This window comes from Suilimivivens aceti, assembly GCF_025567405.1.
GTDB lineage: Bacteria > Bacillota > Clostridia > Lachnospirales > Lachnospiraceae > Suilimivivens > Suilimivivens aceti.
Genome location: NZ_JAOQKJ010000007.1, coordinates 34,620 through 57,344, shown reverse-complemented (window position 1 = coordinate 57,344; position 22,725 = coordinate 34,620). Strand labels below are relative to the sequence as shown.

Genomic DNA, 22,725 nt, shown 5'->3' with positions numbered 1-22,725 from the left:
AGAATAAACCTGGGTGTAACCCCCATGTCAAGCCGCTGCCTTTCAGTACAGAATTTTACAGAAAGTGAGATTTCTTTATTATGACATCAGATATACCTTCCACAAACTCCCACAGCGAATACTGCATCACTGCCGGAGAATTTGCACGCATGTGCCAGACTACCAGAGATACCCTGCGCTATTATGAAAAGCAGGGAATTCTTGTTCCTTATAAAAACAAGGAAAATGGATATCACTATTACAGCTATTCCCAGTTAAGCTCCTATTACTTCATCAAAACCTTCCGCAGCCTTGACTGCTCTGCTGCCGATATCCGTACCTATCTGCTAAGCGGCGAGGAAATCCGCTTTGACGAATTTGTTGACCAGCAGTACGATTCCCTTCTTCAGCTGAAGCTGCAGATCGATCAGAAGCTCAGCCTGATCTCCAATACCAGAAAGATCCTGAAGCAGATGCGGGTCAACGATATCGGTCATCCCATCCTTTACACCTTTCCTGAGGATATCTTCCTGAAGCTGACTCCGGTACTGTCCACACCGGCTACCTCCTCAGGAGAAATTGCCTCCGATATCCAGCGTCACCTGGAGTCCTGTACAGCATCTGCTATCCAGCCCTTTCCCATAGGCGCCTCTATTGGCTCCTCTGATTTTCTGAACAGCTGTTATGTCTACAACAATATATTCAGCATTGCCCGGATTGGTAAGGACTCACCACAGGCTGAAGCAGACCATGATCTGTTTCCTCTGCCCTCCAGGAATGCCATTGTTTCCGTCTGTACAGAAAACGATGGCGACATCTGCAAAACCTATGCAGACATCGCCACCCTCACAAAACAGCAACGGAAACACCTTTGCACCGATATTTACAGCCTCAGCATCGTTAATGTTCTGGATCCGCATGCCGGCAGGAAATATCTGAAATATATCTTTGCCTGTGTAGAATAGCCGCTCCCGCTATTTCCACTGGAAGTTGATCATTCCATAAATATAGATAAACAGGATCACGACAGGAACAAAGTATCGGAAAACAGGCTTCATCCAGCCCTTTACCTTCATTCCCTCTCCTGCATTGGCCTCGCTTAAGAAATTTTCCCAGCCCCAGCCAAGCTTATTGCTGCAGAACAATGCCAGAATGAGTGCTCCGATCGGCATCACATTGGTCGATACGATAAAATCCCAGAAATCCAGCCAGGCTGTTCCTTCAGCAAAGGGCTGGAACCGGAATACACTGTAACCAAGCGCTGTTGTCAACGCGATCAGAAAAGTACCTATACCACACACAAGGCATCCTTTTGGTCTGGACCAGCCGGTCAGCTCCCGGATCATAGCCAGGATATTTTCACATACCCCAAGCACCGTTGACATGGCAGCAAATACCATAAACAGGAAGAACAGCGTTCCCCACCATCTGCCGCCGCTCATGTTGTTAAACACACTTGCCATCGTATCAAACAGAAGACTTGGTCCGGCATTGACTTCAAGTCCATAGGTATAGCATGCAGGGAACATGATCACACCGGCAATGACTGCCACGAGCGTATCCAGTGCAATAATATTGATCGATTCCCCCATCAGTGATCTGTCTTTCTCCAGATAGCTTCCAAAGATCGCCATGCCTCCCATACCGGCTGACAGTGTAAAGAACGCCTGATTCATGGCACTTACCACCGTAGCTCCTGTAATCCTTGAAAAATCAGGAACCAGATAAAAGGAAAGTCCTTCTGCCGCTCCTTTCAGCATCAGACTGTGCACTGCCAGTACCAGCATCAGCACGATCAGCGCCAGCATCATATACTTGGTGATCCTCTCAAGTCCGCCCTGCAGGTGAAAGCTCAGGATCACATAGGCGATCACCACTGTCACAAGCAGATATACTACATTTACTGCAGGATCTGCAATCATTGCTTCAAAGCCAAATTCCCTGTTCTGTCCTGTCAGAAACTTTACAAAATAGTAAATGATCCATCCCGTCACTACAGAATAAAAGGCGATCAGTGCGATATTTCCTATCAGACAGAGTATCCCGCAGGCCTTCCATTTTTTCTTCTTTCCAGAACGCGCCAGCTTTTCATACATATATAGCGGACTCGTCTGCGCCGCACGCCCTACGGTAAGCTCCATGATCATCGTTGGCAGACCAAGTACCAGCAGGCACAATATATAAATCAGCACAAAGCTGCCGCCGCCATTCTGTCCACACATCCACGGAAATTTCCACACATTTCCACAACCGATCGCACATCCTGCTGAAAGCATGATAAATCCCAGTCTGCTTCCCAGTCTTTCTCTTTTTTCCATTCTTCTCAATTTCTCCATAAGTTATGATCTCTATTATAACTTATCCAATATTTAATATCAATAAATGAATTAACGGTGAGATGAATACGTGAGACGAATGATGGGATGGATCAGGCTGCGAATCTTTTCTTCAATCCCACCAGATTGAAAACTTCAGTTTTTCTTTTATCATAATTCATTCTTCTCTGTCTGATGAACGAAGCTTTTAAATATCTGAAACATATCCAGATCGTTGCCTGCCTGAACGTTTATTATCTTCCCCACATGTATCACTCCCCTAAAGTCAAACCAGTCTCAAAACTCTTTCAAAAATCCTGTAATTTCTATCATCCCCAGGACTACAATAAACCGCATATTCTATGTTCTTAAACGCATGTAAATAATCTTTTATCACATTCTTATTGGCTAGTGCAACTACCTCCGGATTATTACAGAAGGCTCCACATCCAAAAGCACCAAGTATTATAGTTTCAGTTCCCTCCATGACAGCAACATCGAGCATTCTTCTTAACTTCTTTTCATGTAATAACAACAGATCTTTATCCCTCACCCTTACTGCATCTTCATCAGACGGATTATACCTATTTGTGGGTCTTAATCGAAGATTTGGTGCTGCACATGTTATAACATCGACATCAAACCAGTCATTTTCCGTCATAAGTCTGGGTAATGCCGTATCCGTTTTAAATACAGTTACAGCAGGAATATAAATGATATCATCATTATGTATTGGATTATGCGCATTTCTATGCGGATAATAAAACCCTTTCCACATTGCGTCTGTATTAAGGCAAAAATATAAGCTTGAACATCTGCAGAGACATTCCTCCTGAGCACCTGCTCCGCTTATTACTCCGCCACCCGGATTGGATGCTGACGCAAAATTATGTACAGCCACCTTCTGATTTTTGTAATGACCTGCAGCCTCATATGTTCTTTTCCTTGAAACAAGAACCCTGGCTTCCGTATCATATAGGGTAAGCTCTGGTGTTTTGATCTTATCCCCTTCTAAAATAAGCTTCTGCAGCTTAATGGAGTTTTCCAGAGACTCCTTAATTCTTCTATTTGTTCTGCATAGCTTTTCTGTATCTTTAAATATCGCTATATTTTCATTTCTTCCCATGATCATTCTCCAACAATTATTCCAGGATTACCTGATTACTCTGAATAATATCTCTGCCCACTCTCTAAACAGATACAGGCCAGTCTTCCACTTTTAAATCCGCAGCCACAATCTAATAAATATACATTTTCCTTCTCATTACGCCAAACAGAGTTTTTATATTCATCCAGGTATGTACCATCTCTCCATATGACATTATCTGTCGGTGTATGCCCACACATGGAAATAACACCATCTATGCCTTCTAAGAAAAAAGCTTCCAGATCATAGGTACCCATCAGGTAATACTCACTTTTCTCCGGCACTCCCACCGGTGATGTCATAGCATGTGCAAACAGATACTTCTTTCCATTGAGATCTAATTCCTTCTGCAATGGTAAATTCAAAATCAGATCGGCTAAATTCAGCATATCCACTTCCGTGAGTCTCTGTGCTATCAGCTCAAAAGAATTATATGCATATGGGTACATCTTTTTTCGCCGCTTACCAAGCCTGCCATAATACTCCTGAATATATTCAGCAAGCCATTGATCATGATTGCCCCGTATCCAGCTGCACTTTCCCTGAATTCCTGATAAAGCAAAATATACGCCTACCGGGTCTGCCTCAGTTCCTCCCCTGTCAAAAATATCTCCCAGAACTATCAATTCATCTGACCTGGTGAGATGAATTTGATTAAGAATACTATTTAATTTTGTCAGCTCATTATAAGTATCTCATCCACCTGAATGCCATCCAGATTCAGGAACGCTTTCGCATCCATCGGGAAAATACTTGCGCATTCATCTGTCAGCGTATAAACTGCCAGAACCTTGCCATCATTTTTATTTTTCATCAGGGAAGGCTTCGCATAGTAAAAATCCCCTGCCTGCAGCTCATGAATCGTCTCTTCAAAATCATCGAGATCCGGACAGGTCTTATAATATTCCCGTTTTTCAGGCTCCATGAACCATGGATAGAGGGCAAGTGTCAAAATGCACTGCTTCATCTCCTGATCATTGCAGAAGCGGTGCAGGCTTTCCAGGCTGAATGCTGCCATAGCTTCTTCCTTATTTTCAAGCTCATCAATCGTATAATTTCTTTTCTCTTCTGTACAATAGAAAGAAGCCTTCTTAAACTGCCTCTCTATCTCCCTTGCCACCTGTATGAAGTCATGGATCTCTGTTTTGGTTGTCGGAATGTTATAGCTGATCGTAACCTGTCCGTCAGCAATCCTGCTTCCATCAAAAAAGATACCTCGTCCTGTGCGCTTTGCATTGTACAGCACAGCCGTATTCTGATTCATTTTATCATCCTCAAGGATATAGAATTCATTATTACTTCCATATTTCAGTCCGCAGTTTTTTAACAGCTCAGCCATCTGGATGCTTTTTACTTTTCCAAACAATCCTTTACTGTTGATCACCAGTGTAAAAGCCATTTCCTGTCCCCCTCATTTAATTGTCTGCTTTTTAATTGCCTGCATCCGCAATAACTTCAATCGCTTTTCTGGCAAAGTTGATTTTTCTCTGACTGATAATCTCACCATTCTCTGATATGGTCACCTGTGCTACCGCTAACTGATCATCCTTTGCTGGCTTGGGATTCCCCATAAGTGTCGTCCACTCCACCTGAATGTCAGCTTCCGAAATTTTCTCATCACACGGAATCACATACTGCATCCTGTCAAAAAACTCTGAATTGGAATCTGCACTGACAATGATGTCGTTTTCCTCATTCTGATAAATCTCAACCGTGTAGTATACGACGTCTGCATCCGATTCTGTATATTGTTCATTCGGTGAAACGGTTGCCTGATATAAAAGATCTGCTGCCTCTACAGCGGCAGAATTATTTGTTTCTTTGTTCTCTTTAGTGGCGCAGCCGACTGTGGCTAATACTAATAGTGCAGCTATATATAACGATATCAATTTCAGGTTTCTTTTCATTATTCTATACCTCTGTTCCTGCCTCTTATCTTATTAAAGCTGTTTTTCCAGCATCTCTGTTATTTTCTCTCTTTCCCCGCTGCCATTTGTTTTAAATCTCAGCAAAGGAATACCATATACTTCCATGATGTGGTTCTTCATTAAATCTCTTTGATTCTGCTTTGTCCCATTTTTATGATACTCATATCCATCAACTTCCACGGCCAATACAGGCTTTTTACTGATTCTATTATATATCAGGAAATCTAGGTGTGTAGACGAATTCTTTACATATCTGTCTTCCTGCTCATTTAATAATTGCGTATCCCTGATCAGGGTACTCAAAGGAAAATGACAGACAACCTCTAAAAATGAATATTTATTATCAGCAATAATTTCTTCAATCAGGGAATACATCAAATTCTCTGAATCAAATTCTGATATCTTTTTATGTTTTTTCAGATATTCTATTCTCTCTTTTGTATACTGTGTATAAAGATAATCAAAAACAGAATAGGTTTTGCTTTCCGTTACTTCAAAATTGTGATACTGAATATAGTCTATCAGATCTGTTATATTCCGTTCTTTTTGCTGTTCATTTCCTGTCACAACAAGCATCAGCTTCTTTTTTGCTCTCGATACTGCCACATTGATTAAATATGGATCATCTGCAAAATCTGAAATTTCATCGTCTACAGTAGATATAATAATGTTGTCTTTCTCTTTCCCTTGAAACTTATGTACTGTAGCAGCATCAATGTCTGTAATTTCTTTCCGCAATGCTTCTACCTGATTTTTATAAGGTGATATAATTCCCGTTTCCTGTGGATCAGGCGCATACTTAGGTAGAATTTCGTTCTTTATCACATCGATTTGCCGTTGGCTATAATGATCACGTGCATGATTCCCAACCACTGTTTTAACTACCGAGAGCACATCCTGCTCCCCTCTATCGGTGGTCATAATAATCAGCTCTCCCCGATAAAATTTCTGATTGCAGAAATTGATTATCTTCGGATGACATCTGTAATGCTCCCGCAACATCGTCTGTGTTACATCTGGCATAACATCCAAAACAGACTGCAGGAAACTGTTTGTATATCGATAACCTTCATTAATCTGAAAGCTGTCAAATATAGAATCTACGGTATTCTTCATCTCACTCGGGATCACATTAGGTAATTGTTTCGTATCACCCACAATCACAACATTTCTGGCGCAGGAAAGAGCCAATGCCCCTGTTGCTATGTCCACCTGTGATGCCTCGTCCATAATAAGATAATCGTAAACCACATCAGCATTCAAACTATTTCTTGAAGAAAATGTTGTACTTAATATAACTGGATACTCTTGCAAAAAACTATAGGGTTCTTTCTTTAAATCATCTTCACTAAATATTCTGCGATGGTCATTTTCCCCATATCTTCCAGTCAATTTATTCTTCAATAGTTTCATGGACCCATCACATAAATTATCAAGCAGCTTTTGATCAACATTATCCAAGTAAGATTCTATCTCAGCAATTTCATCTGACAGCTCTGCCTGCTTCGCACAGTAATACATTGCCTGAAAGGTTATAATTATTTTGGCAATATCCTGTTTATAGAAATTCCAGTTTATTATTCCATATCTTATGAGAGCCTTGATTTTAAATATAAATCCCGTTGTTTTTTCCTTTTCAGAAATCAGCTGGCTCTCCTGCCATAACGTCATCCAGTCCTCTGATGATAATTTTCTGCTTAGCTTTATCAGTTCTGTATTAACATCAGATTCCTCAATATATTGCCTAAAATATTCAAGCTCTGTAATCAGACCTGAAAGTTCCTGTTTTAAGCAGGCCAGTTTCTCCTTTTTATCAAAAACACATTTTAACTGTGTTGACTGTTCTGCTATTTGCTGCTGTAATTTTGTCAGGTCATCCTCTGTTTTCCAGGCTGTAAAATCAGGATAATTTATATTCTGATTAGCAACAAAGCTTTTCCTATTATCGGATTTTCCTAACGTCGCCGCTATAAATCCCAAATTATAACGAGGCGAAGATAATTTCTCATATACATTTTCTGTCGCCGCATTGTTATTGGAAACGATCTGCACTGTTTTATCCTGCATCAAAATATTAGCAATTATGTTTAATATTGTCTGCGTCTTACCGGTTCCTGGCGGTCCCTGAATAATACTGATCTGACTTTCCATCGCATTTTTAACAGCTTTATACTGACTGTTATTACAACCAAACGGAAAAATAGGTACAAATCCACATTCTTTTTTATCTTTGCCCTTTTGAAGTAATGCCGGATTTAAATACTTCGCCAACACAATGTTCTCACCTACAAAACCTACTTTTTCATATTGTTTTGTCAGTAAATTTTCACCAGTTTCTTCATTCCTGAGATTACTTACCTGCGCAATCTGTTTTATATATGCAAGCACATTCATTGCCTGCTTCTGACTTAAGACAGATTTTTCAATGGTCAGGTCATCCCGCCTGTAATCCCTCTCACTGCCGTCTCCAAAACAGATATGCCAGTACTCACACTCTCCTTTAAATACATATATGGCTGTCACATAAAAAAACGGCCGTCTCTCTCTGCTGAGACGGTACAAATTAGGATTCAATGATTCCGGGTTTTTTAACCATTCCACATTCGAATATGTATATGCATAAAGCTTTCCGTTTTTAAATTTTACATTCCACTTGTGAGTATCCTGGTTGTATTGACAGGATATTACTTCAGAGGTTTTAATCTCCCCTTTAATAATAAGCATATTATTCTTAGTATTCATTTGTTAACAAGCCTCTTCAATATATCCTCCTCCACTTTTCCTTCATAGTTATTTTAAAGAATTTACAATAACTCATAAATAACCAATTTATGTTAACTCCAATATCCCTTGCTTGCATTATTATAACTTTGGGCTCCAACTATTAAGATAATCCCTCAAAAATAGATATCATTCGCTATATTGTCCACAGATTTAGTTCTTGCAAATTAAAATCTAAGACTATCTTTACAATCACACAGGCAAACATTTATTTTTTATCACAACAATTTTTTCTTTCAAATCATATTTTTCAAATCGACACCTTTAGCTCATATTAATAATCATCATACCATGACACCAATTATTTCGCATCCATTTTTCAAAAAATGCAGAGCATTACGCTCTGCCAACTTCTTATAATACATATATCATTTTTCTTAATATTCGTTTTCCAGTACGGCATCTCCAATTAGTGCTGAAGCAACTCTTTCCAGTTTTCCGGAAATCCCATCGTACTAATCTGAACACACTCATATTTGTCAAAAAGAAGCTCAATGTTATCTACAAACAAATTCCAATGTGTATCATTTTTTAGCAAATGTTTCAAACATAAAAGCACACCATATATTCTATTATTCCCTATTTCGGCTTGTGTGTACTCCTTATATAATATGGGTGTCTTGGACAACTTGGCATTATATATTCTTCCGTAATGTGCACAGATATTTCTCACATACGATATGCTCTCCAACCAGCTTTCGAAATATGTATAACCTACACCAAATGTCTTTGCAATAGCCTTTTTATCCTTATTAAGCATATTCTTATAAAACTTCGATAGTGTACCAAAACTAAAAACTTCTACCAATGCATAGATCGGCAAGTAACCACCTTCATAGTTTTCTCTAAAATTACGTACAAATGGTGCCTTTGAGTTTCGTCCTATTTCTTCATTGATATCTTTCAAAAATTCTGCATGATAATTCTCATTGGCAAAATTTTCCGCCTGCAGATATCCCAAAACACCATATTGCTCAGCAAAAAAATTAGCTAATCTGCATCTTACGTTAATCTCAACCTTTTCAATCTCAGGAAAAATAATCTGTCTCAAATTTGCATTAAACAAATATAAATCCACTATTTCCTTAAATGTTGTCTGCTTATTATAACAACCATTTTTCGTTTTCAGATTAAGGCTGTATGCCTTTACTAACCTAAAATATGAAATATCATTAAGTATTTTCTTTGCATACGCCTCATCATCGACAATCAAACCAATACTTTTCAGATTTTCGACCTGTTCATCAATTGTCATAGGAGGCTGATGCTTTTTAATTTCTCCCATACAATATTCTCCTTAAAATTAAAAGACCCAACGTGGTCCGCATCGTTGAGAGGCGTGTTGGGTTCTGTTAATAGATATTATATGCAAGTTTTTCAGAAAAATCAATAAAAAGTTGTTGTTGTTTGTCTTAGACTATTAAATAATCCAAAATACTTTGTAGCAGAAATAATTCTACTCTTTATATTCTGTCTCCATAAGGTAATGACTTAATATATTTCTCCATATAATCCCAATCTGGTATATATCCTTCATCTGAATACTTATGTGTTTCATCTAATAAAGGGCTTCCATCATCAGATTTTTTATACGGAAGTTTTACTATTGTTTCTTTAACTCTATCCATTAAATAAGCACGTCCATATGAATATTTGAACTGCTCATTTTTTAAAAATGTCAAAATAAACATAGCGGTATATTTATTCAGCCAATCTGCCCTTATAACTATCATATGATCTCCGGTAATAAACTGCTCATCTTGATAGAAGCATGTTGCTGTTGTATCTCCTATGGTTATCGCATTTCTCTTTTCTATCAGCAATTATCTTGCTCTTTGAACCAATGGCTGTTGAAACTGGCAACAAAACGGCTAACTTTACCGTTTTTCGCGGCAGATTATCTTTCTCACGTTGATTATTCATCTTTTCAACAACATCAGATAAGAAGTGTATAAACACCATGATAAAGTCTATATAATGGTGTAAATTACAAATCTATATAAAAAAAGCCAAGTGCTCATCTTTCAGTTATAATTAAGTTACCACACAAAACAAAATTGAAAGTATGAAACCCATGGCTCAATTACATTTTACATTAGATAGTGATTTTTTTGTAGGATTTTTTCAGAAACTAAGGATGAAGCATTCGGCAAGCTTATGGAAGCTTTACTTAATCAGGTTCTTCAAGCTGAATCTACCGAACAACTTGGTGCTAATAACTATGAACGTTCTCTGGAACGTTCTGATTACAGAAACGGAACCAGGACAAGGTCATTAACTACTCGCATCGGAAAGATTGAATTACAAGTTCCTAGACATCGTAATGTCCCATTTAAGACTTCCTTATTCGAAAATTACCAGCGTAATGAGCAAGCTTTAATTACAACCATGATGGAAATGGTAGTGCAGGGTATATCAACCAGAAATGTCAAAAAAGTAACGGAAGAACTCTGTGGAGAGTCTTTCTCTAAATCTACTGTTTACTACCCAACTTAGTGGTAGTTGATTTCTCCTACACATAAAATGATAAAATATCCAAAAGCTGATTAAAACCGAGAGATATTCCGAATTTCGAAATAAAAGTCGTAGTATTATTACGATTTTTTATAAAATGGGAAATTTTGAAAAGAAAAAGATTTGTAAGAAATAGAAATACCTTAAATACCACAGTATTCCAAAATAAGCCCGGTACTGCCCAAACAGGTATCATATAGGTATCAACGAAAAGAAAAAAGCTCCAGAAATGGCTTGTTTTCGCTGTTTCTGAAGCTGTGTTTACTATTCAAACTCGGCAAAAAAATACAAAACTTAATCATATTTGTTTAAGTTTTGTATCTTTTTTGCCATTTTTTTATTTCAGTTGTATATATTACTTTGGCTCACTGATTTTCTGTTGCCAATTTGTTGCCAGAACTTTTATTTTTGATTATTTTGGGCTTTATCCATCTTTTCTTGTAATTTCATTAATGCATCAAAACTCTGCATTCCCTTTTGTGGATTCTCCATCAACTTATTCATAAAAATTTCAAGTAATTTGTCCTCTGGCTTAACAGCACTACCAACTTGTTCATGTTTTATTGTTTCTATAAATGCAGAAAGCATTTGTGAAAATCTAGTTTCAATATTGCTTTCAAGTTCTTTCATACTATCTGGAATTTGTTGCACTTCTAGTAACAATGTTGATAATATCTCCGCATTTTCTACTGCACTATTCTCTGATATATTTAACAATGCACTTACTTCACTAACTGGGTTATGAACCGTTTCACCATTTTCAATAGCTTGCATCATAGCCTCAATATCCTTCTTAGCTAAATCAGCACCACTCAATGTTGTTTCATATGATATAGTTCTCATATTAGCTATATCAAAAGGTATATTCACATCTCCCTTTATAATCTGAATCGCCGGTTTACGATATGAATGTCTAATAGCTAATTCATAAAATACATTTGGATTACTTCCAGTCAAATCAGCAATTACTAAATCAGCAGAAATAATTTGTTCTATAATCGCCTTCGTAATTAATCCACTGTTTGTCATTTTATCAGCTCACACAACAGAATAACCAAACGAGTCACAGACTGGATTGATAATATATTCTAAAACTTCATCTGCATTTTTTCGTATTTCTGTACCTTCTTTTCCAATAGGTGTTATTATAAAACATACCTTATCCATTGTACCCCTCCACTATTAAATTATTTTATAGACTGTAAATTTCTCTTTACCAACCCTACACATTCTTTATTTTGAATACACTGCATCATTTCTGGAAAGAAGGTACACGCAATACTGATTCATACTGATTCCTTCTCTCTGAGAATGCTCTGCCAGTGATCTGTGTAGGCTTCGTGGAATTCTTAATTTAAACTGTCCAGAATAGTCTTCCAGACTGTCTGGTTCATGAATCTCTACACCGTCTTCTAATGCAGCTTCAATCCATGCTTTTTTTGCATCCAGTGCATTTGCTACCGCACTCTCCACTGTCTCACCACAAGTAATGCAACCAGGCAAATCCGGATAAGAAACTACAAATCCGCCTTCATCTTTGTCTTCCACAATTTCCATACGATAGGACATTGTCATATAATCATTCAGCGTCTTCATCATTCTTCGCCTCACTTTCTACAATCTGCCTTACCATTTCTACATATACTTTCTTGATTGGTTCATGCTTTGGTATTGTAATTGGCATACACCCTTGCTTTCTGAAAGTGTAATGACTGCTTCCACTTCTTGGTGCATTCATTTCGTATCCGTAGCTTTCCAATACCTTCCGTAACTCATCAAATCGGAGGTCTTTCGATAAATTGCATATACGTGTTATCAGTTTATCCCACTTTGACATTTGTTATACCTCCTACGTATATTATATGTGGTGTCGTATATGGTGTCAATCTTTTTATGTATTATACATTATTTTTATAAAAATCACTATGAGAATTTTGTCTTTAAATACCTTACAAATTCAAGTGCATCCTCATGCATTTGTTTTATATCAGAAAAAGATTTCCCTCGTCTGACTTGCAAAATATTATTTTTGAGAACAATTTGTTGACACAAAAAAATGCAGAATTATCTGGAGAATTTAATTCTTTAAAAGAAGATTTCGAAAATTATAAAAATGCACAAATTCAAAAAGAAGAAAAACAATTCAACTCACGATCTGCTTTCATCGGAAATTGTATTGCATTTATTCTTCTAATAGTTCCATATGTTTTTATTCTAGTTAAGCTAGAATTTGTTAAGGCAAAATATGCCGCCCAAGTCACAAAAGGTAATATAATTTATTTAACATTTGCAGTTATTATTAGTTTAGTCGTAGCCTTTTTGTATATACAGTTAAAAAAAATAATCGTTATTTTAGTTAGAAAAGTCATGTCTAAATACAAATAACTTGTACCCAAATCGTACCCATTTGCACATAAAAAGTAATATATGTTGCTCTTGCTCAGATTCTTTCTCATAATTCATAAAACATTGATTCTACAAGGTTTTCGGCTACTATGAAATAAAAATAAAAGAGACCGTAAGATGCGGAATACTTGGACTCATCTTATGGTCTCTGATACTTTTTATTTTATTGTTGACGATATAGTTTTTTGCCCTAAAGACGATAAACCATATTGCCCTTTAACAACCTTTTTATTCAAACTCAATCGTCGCCGGTGGCTTTCCAGTGCAGTCATACATGACTCTGTTCACACCCTTCACTTCATTCACGATCCTGCTGGTCACCTTGGCAAGTACCTCCCAGGGGATCTGTGCAGCTTCTGCTGTCATGAAGTCAGAAGTATTTACGGCTCTCAGTGCCACTGCATAATCATAGGTACGCTCATCACCCATGACACCAACACTTCTCATATTGGTAAGGGCTGCAAAGTACTGACCAAGACCCTTGTCCGCACCAGCTTTGGCAATCTCCTCACGGTAGATTGCATCTGCGTCCTGAACGATACGGACCTTCTCGGCAGTAACCTCTCCGATGATACGGATACCAAGACCGGGGCCGGGGAACGGCTGACGGTATACGAGGTACTCCGGAATACCAAGTTCGAGACCGGCACGACGAACCTCGTCCTTGAACAAAAGCCGCAGCGGCTCAATGATCTCCTTGAAATCTACATAATCCGGCAATCCGCCTACGTTGTGATGAGATTTGATCACAGCGCTCTTGCCAAGACCACTCTCGATCACATCCGGATAAATGGTACCCTGTACCAGGAAATCTACTTTACCGATCTTCTTGGCCTCTTCCTCGAAGACACGGATAAACTCTTCACCAATGATCTTTCTCTTTCTTTCCGGCTCTTCCACACCGGCAAGCTTGCTGTAGAAACGCTCCTGTGCATTCACACGGATAAAGTTCAGGTCATAAGGGCCGTCCGGGCCAAAGACTGCTTCTACCTCATCTCCTTCATTTTTGCGGAGAAGACCATGATCTACAAATACGCAGGTAAGCTGCTTGCCTACTGCCTTTGCCAGAAGGACTGCTGCCACAGAGGAATCCACACCGCCGGAAAGTGCACAGAGCACCTTGCCGTCTCCTACCTTTTCACGGATCTGCTGGATCGTTGTCTCCACGAAAGAATCCATCTTCCAGTCACCCTTGCAGTGGCATACCTGATATACGAAATTGGAAAGCATCTTCATACCTTCCTGTGTATGCATGACTTCCGGATGGAACTGTACTGCATAAAGTCCCCTCTCCGGATTCTCCATTGCCGCTACCGGACATACCGGTGTATGCGCTGTTACCTTGAAATCTGCAGGAGCTGCCTCAATATAATCTGTATGGCTCATCCAGCAGATCGTTTTTTCTGATACATCATGGAAAAGCACAGAGGATTTGTCCACGGTCACTTCCGTCTTACCATACTCACTGACAGGTGCTGTCTTTACGCTGCCTCCAAGAAGGTAGGACATAAGCTGAGAACCATAGCAGATACCAAGGATCGGAATTCCCAGTTCAAAAATTTCTTTGGAACATCTCGGAGACTCCTCAGCATATACACTGCTTGGTCCTCCGGTAAAAATAATGCCCTTCGGGTTCATCTTTTTAATGTCCTCAAGGCTCATGCTGTAAGGGTGTACCTCACAATATACATTACATTCTCTGACACGTCTGGCGATCAGCTGATTATACTGCCCGCCGAAGTCAAGTACGATAACTGTTTCTCTTTCCACTCTGCTTCTCCTCTGTCTCTTTCGATTGTTGAAAGCATATTTAATCATGCGGGGCAAAGAAAGAAGCCTCTCTTTCCATCCCTGCTCCACATCATTATATGCTATCTTCCGAAGCCTTGTCAAAATTATTTTCAGGACTGCAGACTCATCTCGTGCTGATGCAGATATTTTTCTCTGGTTGCCAGTCCGCCCCTGATATGACGCTCCATCTTGTTCACATCGAGAACCTTTCTCGCCTCTATGGCAAGGGAGGGACTGATCTGCATCAGCCTTTCCGTCACGTCCTTGTGCACTGTACTTTTGGAAATCCCAAATGCCTTGGCTGTCTGTCTTACCGTTGCATTGTTTTCGATGATATACCCTGCAATATCGATTGCTCTCTCTTCAATATAATCCTTCAAAGGAAACCCCTCAGAATACTTTTTTACATTCTATGAAGTATCCTGAGGGGTTATGCCCTTCTTCCCTTATTTCACACTTGCAAAATATTTCATCAGTATTTCCTTCATAAACTGATATCTTCTTGCATACGTGTTCTCGATCCGGATCAGTTCAAAACCATGCTCCCGGCAGATCTCATTCTTTTTCCTGTCACGCTCCATGACAACAGCATTTTCCTGGTGCTCTCTTCCATCCAGCTCGATCGCCAGGATCGGGATATCCACTTTGGTCCTTCCCTGTCTTTCATAGACCACGAAGTCAAATCTTCCTGTATAAAACAGATCATTATAAGAACTGTTATCCTGAAATACATGAGCAAGGCTGACTTCTTTCTGTACAATACACTTCTGATTGGTATTCAGCACATTATCCAGTGCATGGTTCAGATTCTCCAGAAAGGCCTGTTCTGTTTCTGTGCTGTATGGCTTGATCCCAAGCGCTCTTGACGCATTGGTTTTCGGCGTGACCTTTGTTTCCCCATTGTGCTTCACATACTGCACCAGTTCATACAGATCATCGTCATCGGAGCCGGCATGCAGCCTTTCCAGCTCCTGATCACTTGAAAGCACGATCAGCCGCTCTTTTGCCCTGGATACTGCCACATTGATCAGTTCCTTGTTATTTTTCAGCCATTCATACGTTCCCTGCCCGGTCCTGTCTGTCAATGCCAGGGAAAAAAGAACCACATCCTTTTCATCACCCTGAAAAGCGTGAACTGTACCACAGGAAATATTGGAGAGTCCATTTTCCTTCAGTTTTTCATTGATCAGCTCCCTCTGATTGGCAAAAGGTGTGATGACGGCTATCTTTTTATCCTTGTTCATGGCCGCATATTTTACGATCTCATCTGCCTCAAGTGGTGCCGTATTCTTACTGTAGGTCTGATTATCCGGCACATCCACAAAGGTCAGCGGCATGGCTTCCTTACTCTGGCTGCATATCTTAAGCTTGTTATTATAATACTTCTTATTATTAAACTGAATGATCTTTTCATTACATCTGTAGTGATGGCTCAGCAGAATTTCCCTGCTGACAGAATCACATGCCAGATAAACCTTATAAATAGAATTTTTGATATAATCATATTCATCTGTAATATGATACATCTTCCGGAGCTTCAGGTTTTCAATCTGGTTCAGCAGGATCACCGGATTGAGCTGCTGCGGATCCCCGACAAGCATAAGGCTTTCTCCCCGTAGGATCGGGACAAGAGAAACTGCAATATTTCCCTGACTGGCTTCATCCATCACCACCATGTCAAAATGAACACCCGGATTTCCGATCTTGTGTGCTGAAATAGATGTTGTTGCAATAATGGGAAAGATCCTCTGGAATTTCTTCAGATTTTCTTCCTTTTTCAGATAATCATTGAAGGCTTTTACCTTTTTCTCTTTGCTTTCCGTATACACAATATCCAGAAGATCTGCATTTTTCGGCTCCTGCAGCCGCTTGATGCACTTGGCAGAGGTATAATACAGATAATTTTTAAAAGCATCTTCATCCTCTAATACCAGCTTCAGTGCTTCTTCATCTGTAATATCCTCTGTTTTGCTGATCTTTTCTTTTACCTGTGTCAGCTGCACACCCTGAAGCTGTGTCTGGAAAGTCAGATGTTTATTGGAATCCATCAGACTGCGGATCGCCTCCTCTGTTTCAAGGAGCCGCAAACGTTCCTCATAATTCTGCAAAAGTGCTGTCAGTTTTCTTGTCCTGACTACTCTGTCCGATTTTCTTTTTTCCAGTGTACCTTCGAAAATATTAATGCTTCTGGTACTTTCATAGAGTTTTCTGATATAGTCAAGTGCCGCTGCCACCCTGTCATCACTGCCAAGCCTTATCACCGGAAAAGGGATCATCCCTTTCTTTCCATACGGGATATTCTGCAGCTTTTCACACACCCCATCAATCGGATGATTATTATAAGAAGTAAACAGAACGGTCTGCTCGTTAAAAAAGGCTGTTACCAGTGTATTGACGATCGTATTGGTTTTCCCGGTTCCCGGCGGTCCCTGGATATAGGCAAGCGGATATTTCATCGCATTATGAATGGCCAAAAGCTGATCCAGATTGATCTGCTTATTTAAAAGTGCGATCGGAAATACTTTTCTGCTGGCAGGCTCCTGCACCAGATTTCCGAAAAAGGCCTGTATCGGTGCTGTCACCTCATCCTTCTGGAACATTTCATCGATTGCTCTGTATTCTTCATGAAGATCCAGCAGGATGTTCCTTCCGATTGCTATAAGGTATGGCATATCATCCACACCTCTGATCTGATTGTTGCACTCTGTGATCCTGTCCTTGATCAGCTCTGCATTCTTTTCAAAATCGTTCAGTAACTCATAATCGTCTGCATCCAGAAATTTCCGGATACTCTGCTGGCTTCCATCTATCGTAAACTCCGTACAGATTGTCACTTCATCTGCAGGCTTGAGACATCTGTTCTTCACATCAAGGCTCATTCCTCTGTAAGCAAGCACATAAAGTCCCTGTTTGACTGGCACACTTAAAACATTCAGCGCCAGTTGTTTGATTCTCCTGCTTCCGGAAGTGCTGGCACTGCCATACTGGAAACCGGTAATGATCTCCCGGAACTGCTCGCCGGTCAGATGATAATCCCCTCTTCTGATACAGTCCCCGTCAAAATAGCGGAGCAGGCTGTATTCCGTTTTATAGGGAACCGCATCCAGCCTGTTGCAGTCTATATAGTAATTCAGAAGCTTCAGATTTGATACATTATGAAAAATGGACTCATACCGGTGAGGATTCCTGCAGATATCTTCTTTCAGCATTTCCGGTACTTCATAATAGGAGCCTTCTATCACTGTAGAAGACAGAATAGAATCCAGATAGATATGCAGTTCCAAAATCGTGCACTTCTCCAGATGCAAGCCTTCCACCAGAAGTGTTTTTGTAAGCGGATTGACATCTATAATCCCAATCCAGTACTTTGTGATTTCTTCCTGTTTGTTTTTGTATTCAATACTGAGCCATTTATTTTCATGGATCGCTCTGAAAATATCACGACTTATCGTTTTCATAAATTTCCCACTCTGTATGATCACTGTCTGTTTTATCAGCTGTTTCCTTTATCATACCAGAAAACTTGACTTTTTCCCACCTCATGCTATACTCATAAAGGTTCACACCCGAGTGTTCGAGACCTTCCACTCGTAAAAAAAATACTAAAGGAGAAAAAATATGGAACAGACACGTAACAAACACGTATTGCGCCTTGCACAGGCTGCAATGATCGCAGCACTTTATATTGTGCTCACCTTTATCGCCAATCTGCTTGGCATCGCCTCCGGAGCGGTACAGATCCGTTTTTCCGAAGCACTCACGATCCTGCCCTACTTTACCGTTTCCGCAGTGCCGGGCCTTACAGTAGGCTGTCTTTTGGCAAACATCCTGACAGGATGCGCCCTTCCGGATATTATCTTCGGAACACTGGCCACTCTGCTTGGAGCTGTTTTCACAAGGCTTCTTCGCAAGTATAAATGGCTCGCTCCCGTGCCTCCGATCCTCGCCAATGCCCTGATCATCCCCCCGGTTCTTTACTTTGCCTATGGGGTAAAGCCCATCTGGTTTTCCCTTGTAACTGTAACAGCCGGAGAGATCATTTCCTGCGGTGTCCTGGGAATGCTCCTGCTGTTTGCCCTGCAGAAATATGCTTCTGTCCTTTTTAAGGACTAATGAAACCCCGGAAGTGATCCGTGAACCATCACTTCCGGGGTATCTTCTTTTTCTGTTACTGCTCCATTCTTACATAAGTAATAAAGCGGTTTCCATTCTTTTCAAACCAGTCTTTGGAATCATTCATTCCCATCTTGTAAACTGTTCCGGTTGCCGGATTCATGATCACCGTGTTCATCTCATTGAATCCGATCAGAAGCACCGCTTCCCCCTCTTCTGTCATGACAAGCACCGGGATATCCTGATTGACATAGTAAAGCACACTGTCGAGGCTGACACCAGTCAGATCCAGTACTCTGGTCTGCTCCAGATTATCCTTCAGGATCTGCAGGACACCCTCTCCCCGGTCCAGAAGATACTGGGTATTTCTGCTGATTCCCTCATATTCAAGGATCGTATCCAGACATACGGCAAGGCTTCCCTGATTCTCTTCCGCTGCCATTCCCTGAATTGCCATGATCTGGTTCTTCAGGCTCCGATTGCCCTTCATCCAGATATAAGAGCCGGTATCATCTACCACTACGCCGGATACATCACTAGCAAGCCTCACGGCATTTCCTTCATTCATGAAAATACCTTCCACACCATTCTTTCCATAGACATAGTATCTGTCACCCCGCTCCTGGGAAGCAGCGATCACAATATTTCTTCCGCCTTCAAAAAGCACTTCTCTCGGTGTCAGATGCTTCATAGAGTCTGTATTGATGTCTTCCTTCAGCGCGATCTGCGTTACTGTTTCATAAAGATCCACTGCAACAGTTTCCAGATAATTACTGCTTTCTGTCTGTGTTTCTGCATTGATGATCTGGTCATCACTAACCGATTCATAGGTTCCTGCTTCTGTACGGGTCACTCTCTTTAAATTGATCTGATTTCCATTTACACTGCCGGAAGTGACATAAATGCCTTCCTGATGATATTCCTTTAAAATACCTTCCGTTTCGTTTTCGATCCTGACACTGTACATGGGAAATACCAGATTTCCCGTTTCATCCGGCACAATATCATCTTTTCTTGCAGCTCCGTAGATCAGATCATCCCCGATAAAACCGATAGGAGCGATCGCCTCTCCGTTTTCGGCTTTGATATGACTCTGTACACCAGTATTCAGATTCATCAGGATCAGCTCTGTTCCTTCATAAAGCTCATTTTCCTTCTGCCAGACGACCATTTGATTACTGTCCGATACCTGATAGCAGCCCTCCTTCAGATCCTTGACGATCACATCACAGGAGCGGCTGGCCGAGCTGATGCCATACAGGACATTGTCGAGCAGGAGATACAGCGTACCACCCTTATTGATATAAGACAGCTCCTTGACCTCTGCCATGAGAAGCTCCGGTGACTGACTGCTTGGAACATAAAGCATTTCTTCTATAGTGTTCACCGCACCATCATAATAATAAACTGAAATTCCAACCTTTCCCTCATGCCGGCCGCGGTTCATGTAGCCATATACCATAAAGGTCACATTGCCACCCTCGTCCACATTCAGGATCTGGATGTCATGTTTATCGTAGCTGTCCCTCTCATCCTGATTGTCCTGGTCCGTAAAACCAAACAGATAGGCCAGCTTATTGTCTGCAATATTATAGCTGTACAGCCTCCGTCCCGTGACAAATGCTGCCACTCCACCACCGCTGCTCTCCGTAAGAGGAACCTCGTCTCCAGTGATTCCAAGATAAATCTTCTTATTGCCAAAGACCTTGCCAGAATCATCAAAAACCTGGTTCATGGTTCTCTCATAATCCAGCAGATACATACGATCTGATGTATAACGGATCCGGTAAAATTCCTCTACCTGATAATAAATGGTATTTTTCCCGCTGCCTTCATAAACCATATAGTCTAACAGGATGCTCGCTGTCTGGGACGCCAGTTCCCTGACTGTGATCCTTGGCTCTGCCAGTTTTTTGACAGAAAGGCTCCCCCAGGTCACCTGCTGAAAGCTGCTGTGGATTGTCACTTTCCCAAGCGTAGTATTATCTCCTTCTGAATTGGACTCCAGATACTTCGTCAGCTCCTTTGCCCGCTCCTTGTCAAATGTGCGTTCAGAAAAATCCAGTACATAATCCAGCTTTTCAGCCGCATAATAATTATCTCCATACAGAACCCTCGTATAATAACGGATCTCATTCCCTGAGGAAGTAGTCAGGATCATCACCAGCATATATTCCCTGCCGCTGTCGATCAGATCCTTCAGTCCGAAGTTCACCGTGATCTCATCATTTTCCTCGGAAAATTCTGGTATAGCTGTATCCTCTACAAGCCGCTCCCCGTCGAGACTACGAACCTCATAGCGGATTCCTTCTATTTCCTGTCCATAGCACGAAATCTTGCAGGATACCCGTCTACCCTCCATTAATGGAGTGATGGCCTCCCGCATATAATTGATCTCCATGGCATCTGCATAGCCATGCAGTGTATTGATCTCTATTCCCTGATACTGCATTGTGATCACTGGGTAAGATGCCTTTGACATCTCTACTGTCATATCCGTATTTCCCTTGTTCATCACTCTGCTGATCACTGTCATTGACATGAAAAATACAGCAATCACAATTATTGCCTTTATGATATACTTCTTCATTTAGCTCTCCGTCTGTTCAAAAAGTTTCTGCAGGGTTGTATGCACCTGAAGCTCCTCCGTCAGCCTCTGGATACCGGTATCCTTTTTCCCTCTGCCCTTTACCGCACGGATCAGGATGTTCTTCGGTGTATGCTCCATATCAATAAATTCCAGGATCTGCGTGTCATAGCCATGCTCCTCCAGAAGATCTGCCCGGATCGCATCAGTCAGAAGCGCTGACATTCTCTCCCTGATCAGACCATATTTCAGCACCGGTGCAAGCGCTTCATTCCTGATCTGTTTATTGACCTCATGCTGACAGCAGGGTACGGAAAGGATCACTCTTGCTCCCCAGCCCACTGCCTTTTGCAGCGCATAATCTGTAGCTGTATCACAGGCATGCAGTGTCACCACCATGTCCACGTGGTCTGCTCCCGTAAACCCGGCAATATCTCCTTTTTCAAAATGCAGCGCCTCATACCCATACTTCTCAGCCAGGGCACTGCAATGGCCGATCACATCTTCCTTCAGATCAAGTCCTGTGATCGCTATCTGATAGCCTTTCTTTTCATGTAAGTAATAATACAGGGCAAAAGTCAGATAGGACTTACCACAGCCAAAATCAATAATATGGATACATTCGTCCTTTGAAAAAACAGGGAGGATATCCTCCACAAATTCCAGATAACGATTGATCTGACGGAATTTATCATATCTGGCATGTACGATCCTGCCATCTATTGTCTGCACACCAAGATCAACCAGAAATGGAACCGGTATCCCCTCTTCCAGCAGATATTTCTTTTTTCTGTTATGGGAAAGAGCCTGCACTGCTGTTGCCGGCTGCATTTTTGTCTGCTTTCCAGTCCATTTTACTGTCATTTTCCCTTTTTTGCTCACAAGGACAAGAAGCTTTTTCCCTCTGTTTTCACCCTCAAGCTGCCTGAAATCCCCTGTCAGAAGAGCCTCGATCTCTTCTTTTGCCTGTTCCCTGTCAAGATTTTCATGGAAAACCTGTTTGCCCCGGAAACGGGTGACCTGGAACATAAGCTGTTCCTTTAAAAGAACTGGTCTTATTTTTACTTTTACAGTACCTTCCTTCTGTCTCGGGTTACTGATTATAATCTCCGAAAGTCCCTCTGACAGAAGAAGGTCTAGTGCCATCCTCAGTTCTTCCATGCT

General features: G+C 40.7%; 20 protein-coding genes and 1 pseudogene. 4 read left to right on the top strand and 17 right to left on the bottom strand.

Translation table 11 applies throughout. From position 1 onward, the window contains the following. The first annotated feature begins 80 nt into the window (after positions 1 to 80). Complete coding sequence (locus OCV77_RS09455; protein WP_262574813.1) at positions 81 to 944, top strand: MerR family transcriptional regulator; 864 nt, start codon at positions 81 to 83, stop codon at positions 942 to 944. Positions 945 to 953: 9 nt separating this feature from the next. Here OCV77_RS09455 and OCV77_RS09450 read toward each other — a convergent pair whose 3' ends face one another. The 8 genes from OCV77_RS09450 to OCV77_RS09415 form a co-directional block, all read right to left on the bottom strand. Continuing rightward, entirely contained in the window at positions 954 to 2,297 is a 1,344-nt protein-coding gene (locus OCV77_RS09450; protein WP_262574812.1) for a sodium-dependent transporter, read from the bottom strand. 283 nt (positions 2,298 to 2,580) lie between these two features. Continuing rightward, complete coding sequence (locus OCV77_RS09445; RefSeq protein ID WP_262574811.1) at positions 2,581 to 3,420, bottom strand: TIGR02452 family protein; 840 nt, start codon at positions 3,418 to 3,420, stop codon at positions 2,581 to 2,583. Between the two features lie 35 nt (positions 3,421 to 3,455). Then, positions 3,456 to 4,067: a metallophosphoesterase gene (locus OCV77_RS09440; protein ID WP_262574810.1), complete on the bottom strand. Its 612-nt coding sequence runs from the start codon at positions 4,065 to 4,067 to the stop codon at positions 3,456 to 3,458. 50 nt (positions 4,068 to 4,117) lie between these two features. After that, positions 4,118 to 4,840: a DUF4299 domain-containing protein gene (locus OCV77_RS09435; RefSeq protein ID WP_262574809.1), complete on the bottom strand. Its 723-nt coding sequence runs from the start codon at positions 4,838 to 4,840 to the stop codon at positions 4,118 to 4,120. Between the two features lie 31 nt (positions 4,841 to 4,871). Continuing rightward, positions 4,872 to 5,348, bottom strand: coding sequence for a hypothetical protein (locus OCV77_RS09430; protein ID WP_262574807.1), 477 nt, complete (start codon positions 5,346 to 5,348; stop codon positions 4,872 to 4,874). Positions 5,349 to 5,381: 33 nt separating this feature from the next. Beyond that, positions 5,382 to 8,111 carry an AAA domain-containing protein gene (locus OCV77_RS09425; protein WP_262574806.1) on the bottom strand — a complete coding sequence of 910 codons (2,730 nt, stop codon included), beginning with the start codon at positions 8,109 to 8,111 and terminating at the stop codon, positions 5,382 to 5,384. Positions 8,112 to 8,559: 448 nt separating this feature from the next. Further along, positions 8,560 to 9,435, bottom strand: a complete 876-nt coding sequence (locus tag OCV77_RS09420) for an Abi family protein (RefSeq protein ID WP_262574805.1) — start codon at positions 9,433 to 9,435, stop codon at positions 8,560 to 8,562. Between the two features lie 178 nt (positions 9,436 to 9,613). After that, the gene (locus tag OCV77_RS09415; RefSeq protein ID WP_262574804.1) at positions 9,614 to 9,973 is read right to left on the bottom strand and encodes a restriction endonuclease subunit S; all 360 of its coding nucleotides are present in this window, start codon (positions 9,971 to 9,973) and stop codon (positions 9,614 to 9,616) included. 251 nt (positions 9,974 to 10,224) lie between these two features. Between OCV77_RS09415 and OCV77_RS09410 the strand changes: the two are divergent. Continuing rightward, positions 10,225 to 10,631: pseudogene (locus tag OCV77_RS09410) on the top strand (transposase); the annotation flags it as partial. Between the two features lie 435 nt (positions 10,632 to 11,066). Here the strand turns inward: OCV77_RS09410 and OCV77_RS09405 are convergent. The 4 genes from OCV77_RS09405 to OCV77_RS09390 form a co-directional block, all read right to left on the bottom strand. After that, complete coding sequence (locus OCV77_RS09405) at positions 11,067 to 11,693, bottom strand: hypothetical protein (protein ID WP_262574801.1); 627 nt, start codon at positions 11,691 to 11,693, stop codon at positions 11,067 to 11,069. A 9-nt stretch (positions 11,694 to 11,702) separates the two neighbouring features. Next, positions 11,703 to 11,831 (bottom strand): hypothetical protein, encoded by a 129-nt coding sequence (locus tag OCV77_RS09400; RefSeq protein WP_262574800.1) that lies wholly within the window; start codon positions 11,829 to 11,831, stop codon positions 11,703 to 11,705. 66 nt (positions 11,832 to 11,897) lie between these two features. Continuing rightward, a complete protein-coding gene (locus OCV77_RS09395) occupies positions 11,898 to 12,260 on the bottom strand; it encodes a type II toxin-antitoxin system HicB family antitoxin (RefSeq protein WP_087275051.1) in 363 nt (120 codons plus the stop codon). Continuing rightward, positions 12,244 to 12,501 (bottom strand): type II toxin-antitoxin system HicA family toxin, encoded by a 258-nt coding sequence (locus tag OCV77_RS09390; RefSeq protein WP_055054195.1) that lies wholly within the window; start codon positions 12,499 to 12,501, stop codon positions 12,244 to 12,246. The genes OCV77_RS09395 and OCV77_RS09390 overlap by 17 nt, the downstream gene beginning before the upstream one ends. A gap of 206 nt (positions 12,502 to 12,707) precedes the next feature. Between OCV77_RS09390 and OCV77_RS09385 the strand changes: the two genes are divergently transcribed. After that, positions 12,708 to 13,049, top strand: coding sequence for a hypothetical protein (locus tag OCV77_RS09385; protein WP_262574799.1), 342 nt, complete (start codon positions 12,708 to 12,710; stop codon positions 13,047 to 13,049). A gap of 249 nt (positions 13,050 to 13,298) precedes the next feature. On the opposite strand, the gene guaA is transcribed toward OCV77_RS09385, so the two are convergent. From guaA to OCV77_RS09370, 3 genes are all read right to left on the bottom strand, one after another. After that, complete coding sequence (guaA, locus tag OCV77_RS09380) at positions 13,299 to 14,840, bottom strand: glutamine-hydrolyzing GMP synthase (protein WP_118797974.1); 1,542 nt, start codon at positions 14,838 to 14,840, stop codon at positions 13,299 to 13,301. 131 nt (positions 14,841 to 14,971) lie between these two features. Then, a complete protein-coding gene (spoIIID, locus tag OCV77_RS09375) occupies positions 14,972 to 15,241 on the bottom strand; it encodes a sporulation transcriptional regulator SpoIIID (protein WP_262574798.1) in 270 nt (89 codons plus the stop codon). A gap of 66 nt (positions 15,242 to 15,307) precedes the next feature. Continuing rightward, positions 15,308 to 18,319, bottom strand: a complete 3,012-nt coding sequence (locus OCV77_RS09370; RefSeq protein ID WP_262574797.1) for an AAA domain-containing protein — start codon at positions 18,317 to 18,319, stop codon at positions 15,308 to 15,310. 160 nt (positions 18,320 to 18,479) lie between these two features. Here OCV77_RS09370 and OCV77_RS09365 point away from each other — a divergent pair, with 160 nt between their 5' ends. Further along, positions 18,480 to 18,974 carry a QueT transporter family protein gene (locus OCV77_RS09365; protein ID WP_118797971.1) on the top strand — a complete coding sequence of 165 codons (495 nt, stop codon included), beginning with the start codon at positions 18,480 to 18,482 and terminating at the stop codon, positions 18,972 to 18,974. A 55-nt stretch (positions 18,975 to 19,029) separates the two neighbouring features. On the opposite strand, the gene OCV77_RS09360 is transcribed toward OCV77_RS09365, so the two are convergent. Then, positions 19,030 to 21,564 carry a hypothetical protein gene (locus tag OCV77_RS09360; RefSeq protein WP_262574796.1) on the bottom strand — a complete coding sequence of 845 codons (2,535 nt, stop codon included), beginning with the start codon at positions 21,562 to 21,564 and terminating at the stop codon, positions 19,030 to 19,032. Continuing rightward, the gene (locus OCV77_RS09355; RefSeq protein ID WP_262574794.1) at positions 21,565 to 22,722 is read right to left on the bottom strand and encodes a class I SAM-dependent methyltransferase; all 1,158 of its coding nucleotides are present in this window, start codon (positions 22,720 to 22,722) and stop codon (positions 21,565 to 21,567) included. It abuts the gene before it with no gap. Positions 22,723 to 22,725: the final 3 nt, after the last annotated feature.

Coding starts and splice junctions, on each gene's coding strand:
- OCV77_RS09455 (WP_262574813.1), top strand. CDS start 81: ATGACATCAGATATACCTTCCACAAACTCCCACAGCGAATACTGCATC.
- OCV77_RS09450 (WP_262574812.1), bottom strand. CDS start 2,297: ATGGAAAAAAGAGAAAGACTGGGAAGCAGACTGGGATTTATCATGCTT.
- OCV77_RS09445 (WP_262574811.1), bottom strand. CDS start 3,420: ATGGGAAGAAATGAAAATATAGCGATATTTAAAGATACAGAAAAGCTA.
- OCV77_RS09435 (WP_262574809.1), bottom strand. CDS start 4,840: ATGGCTTTTACACTGGTGATCAACAGTAAAGGATTGTTTGGAAAAGTA.
- OCV77_RS09430 (WP_262574807.1), bottom strand. CDS start 5,348: ATGAAAAGAAACCTGAAATTGATATCGTTATATATAGCTGCACTATTA.
- OCV77_RS09425 (WP_262574806.1), bottom strand. CDS start 8,111: ATGAATACTAAGAATAATATGCTTATTATTAAAGGGGAGATTAAAACC.
- OCV77_RS09420 (WP_262574805.1), bottom strand. CDS start 9,435: ATGGGAGAAATTAAAAAGCATCAGCCTCCTATGACAATTGATGAACAG.
- OCV77_RS09405 (WP_262574801.1), bottom strand. CDS start 11,693: ATGACAAACAGTGGATTAATTACGAAGGCGATTATAGAACAAATTATT.
- OCV77_RS09400 (WP_262574800.1), bottom strand. CDS start 11,831: ATGGATAAGGTATGTTTTATAATAACACCTATTGGAAAAGAAGGTACA.
- OCV77_RS09395 (WP_087275051.1), bottom strand. CDS start 12,260: ATGAAGACGCTGAATGATTATATGACAATGTCCTATCGTATGGAAATT.
- OCV77_RS09390 (WP_055054195.1), bottom strand. CDS start 12,501: ATGTCAAAGTGGGATAAACTGATAACACGTATATGCAATTTATCGAAA.
- OCV77_RS09370 (WP_262574797.1), bottom strand. CDS start 18,319: ATGAAAACGATAAGTCGTGATATTTTCAGAGCGATCCATGAAAATAAA.
- OCV77_RS09365 (WP_118797971.1), top strand. CDS start 18,480: ATGGAACAGACACGTAACAAACACGTATTGCGCCTTGCACAGGCTGCA.
- OCV77_RS09360 (WP_262574796.1), bottom strand. CDS start 21,564: ATGAAGAAGTATATCATAAAGGCAATAATTGTGATTGCTGTATTTTTC.
- OCV77_RS09355 (WP_262574794.1), bottom strand. CDS start 22,722: ATGGAAGAACTGAGGATGGCACTAGACCTTCTTCTGTCAGAGGGACTT.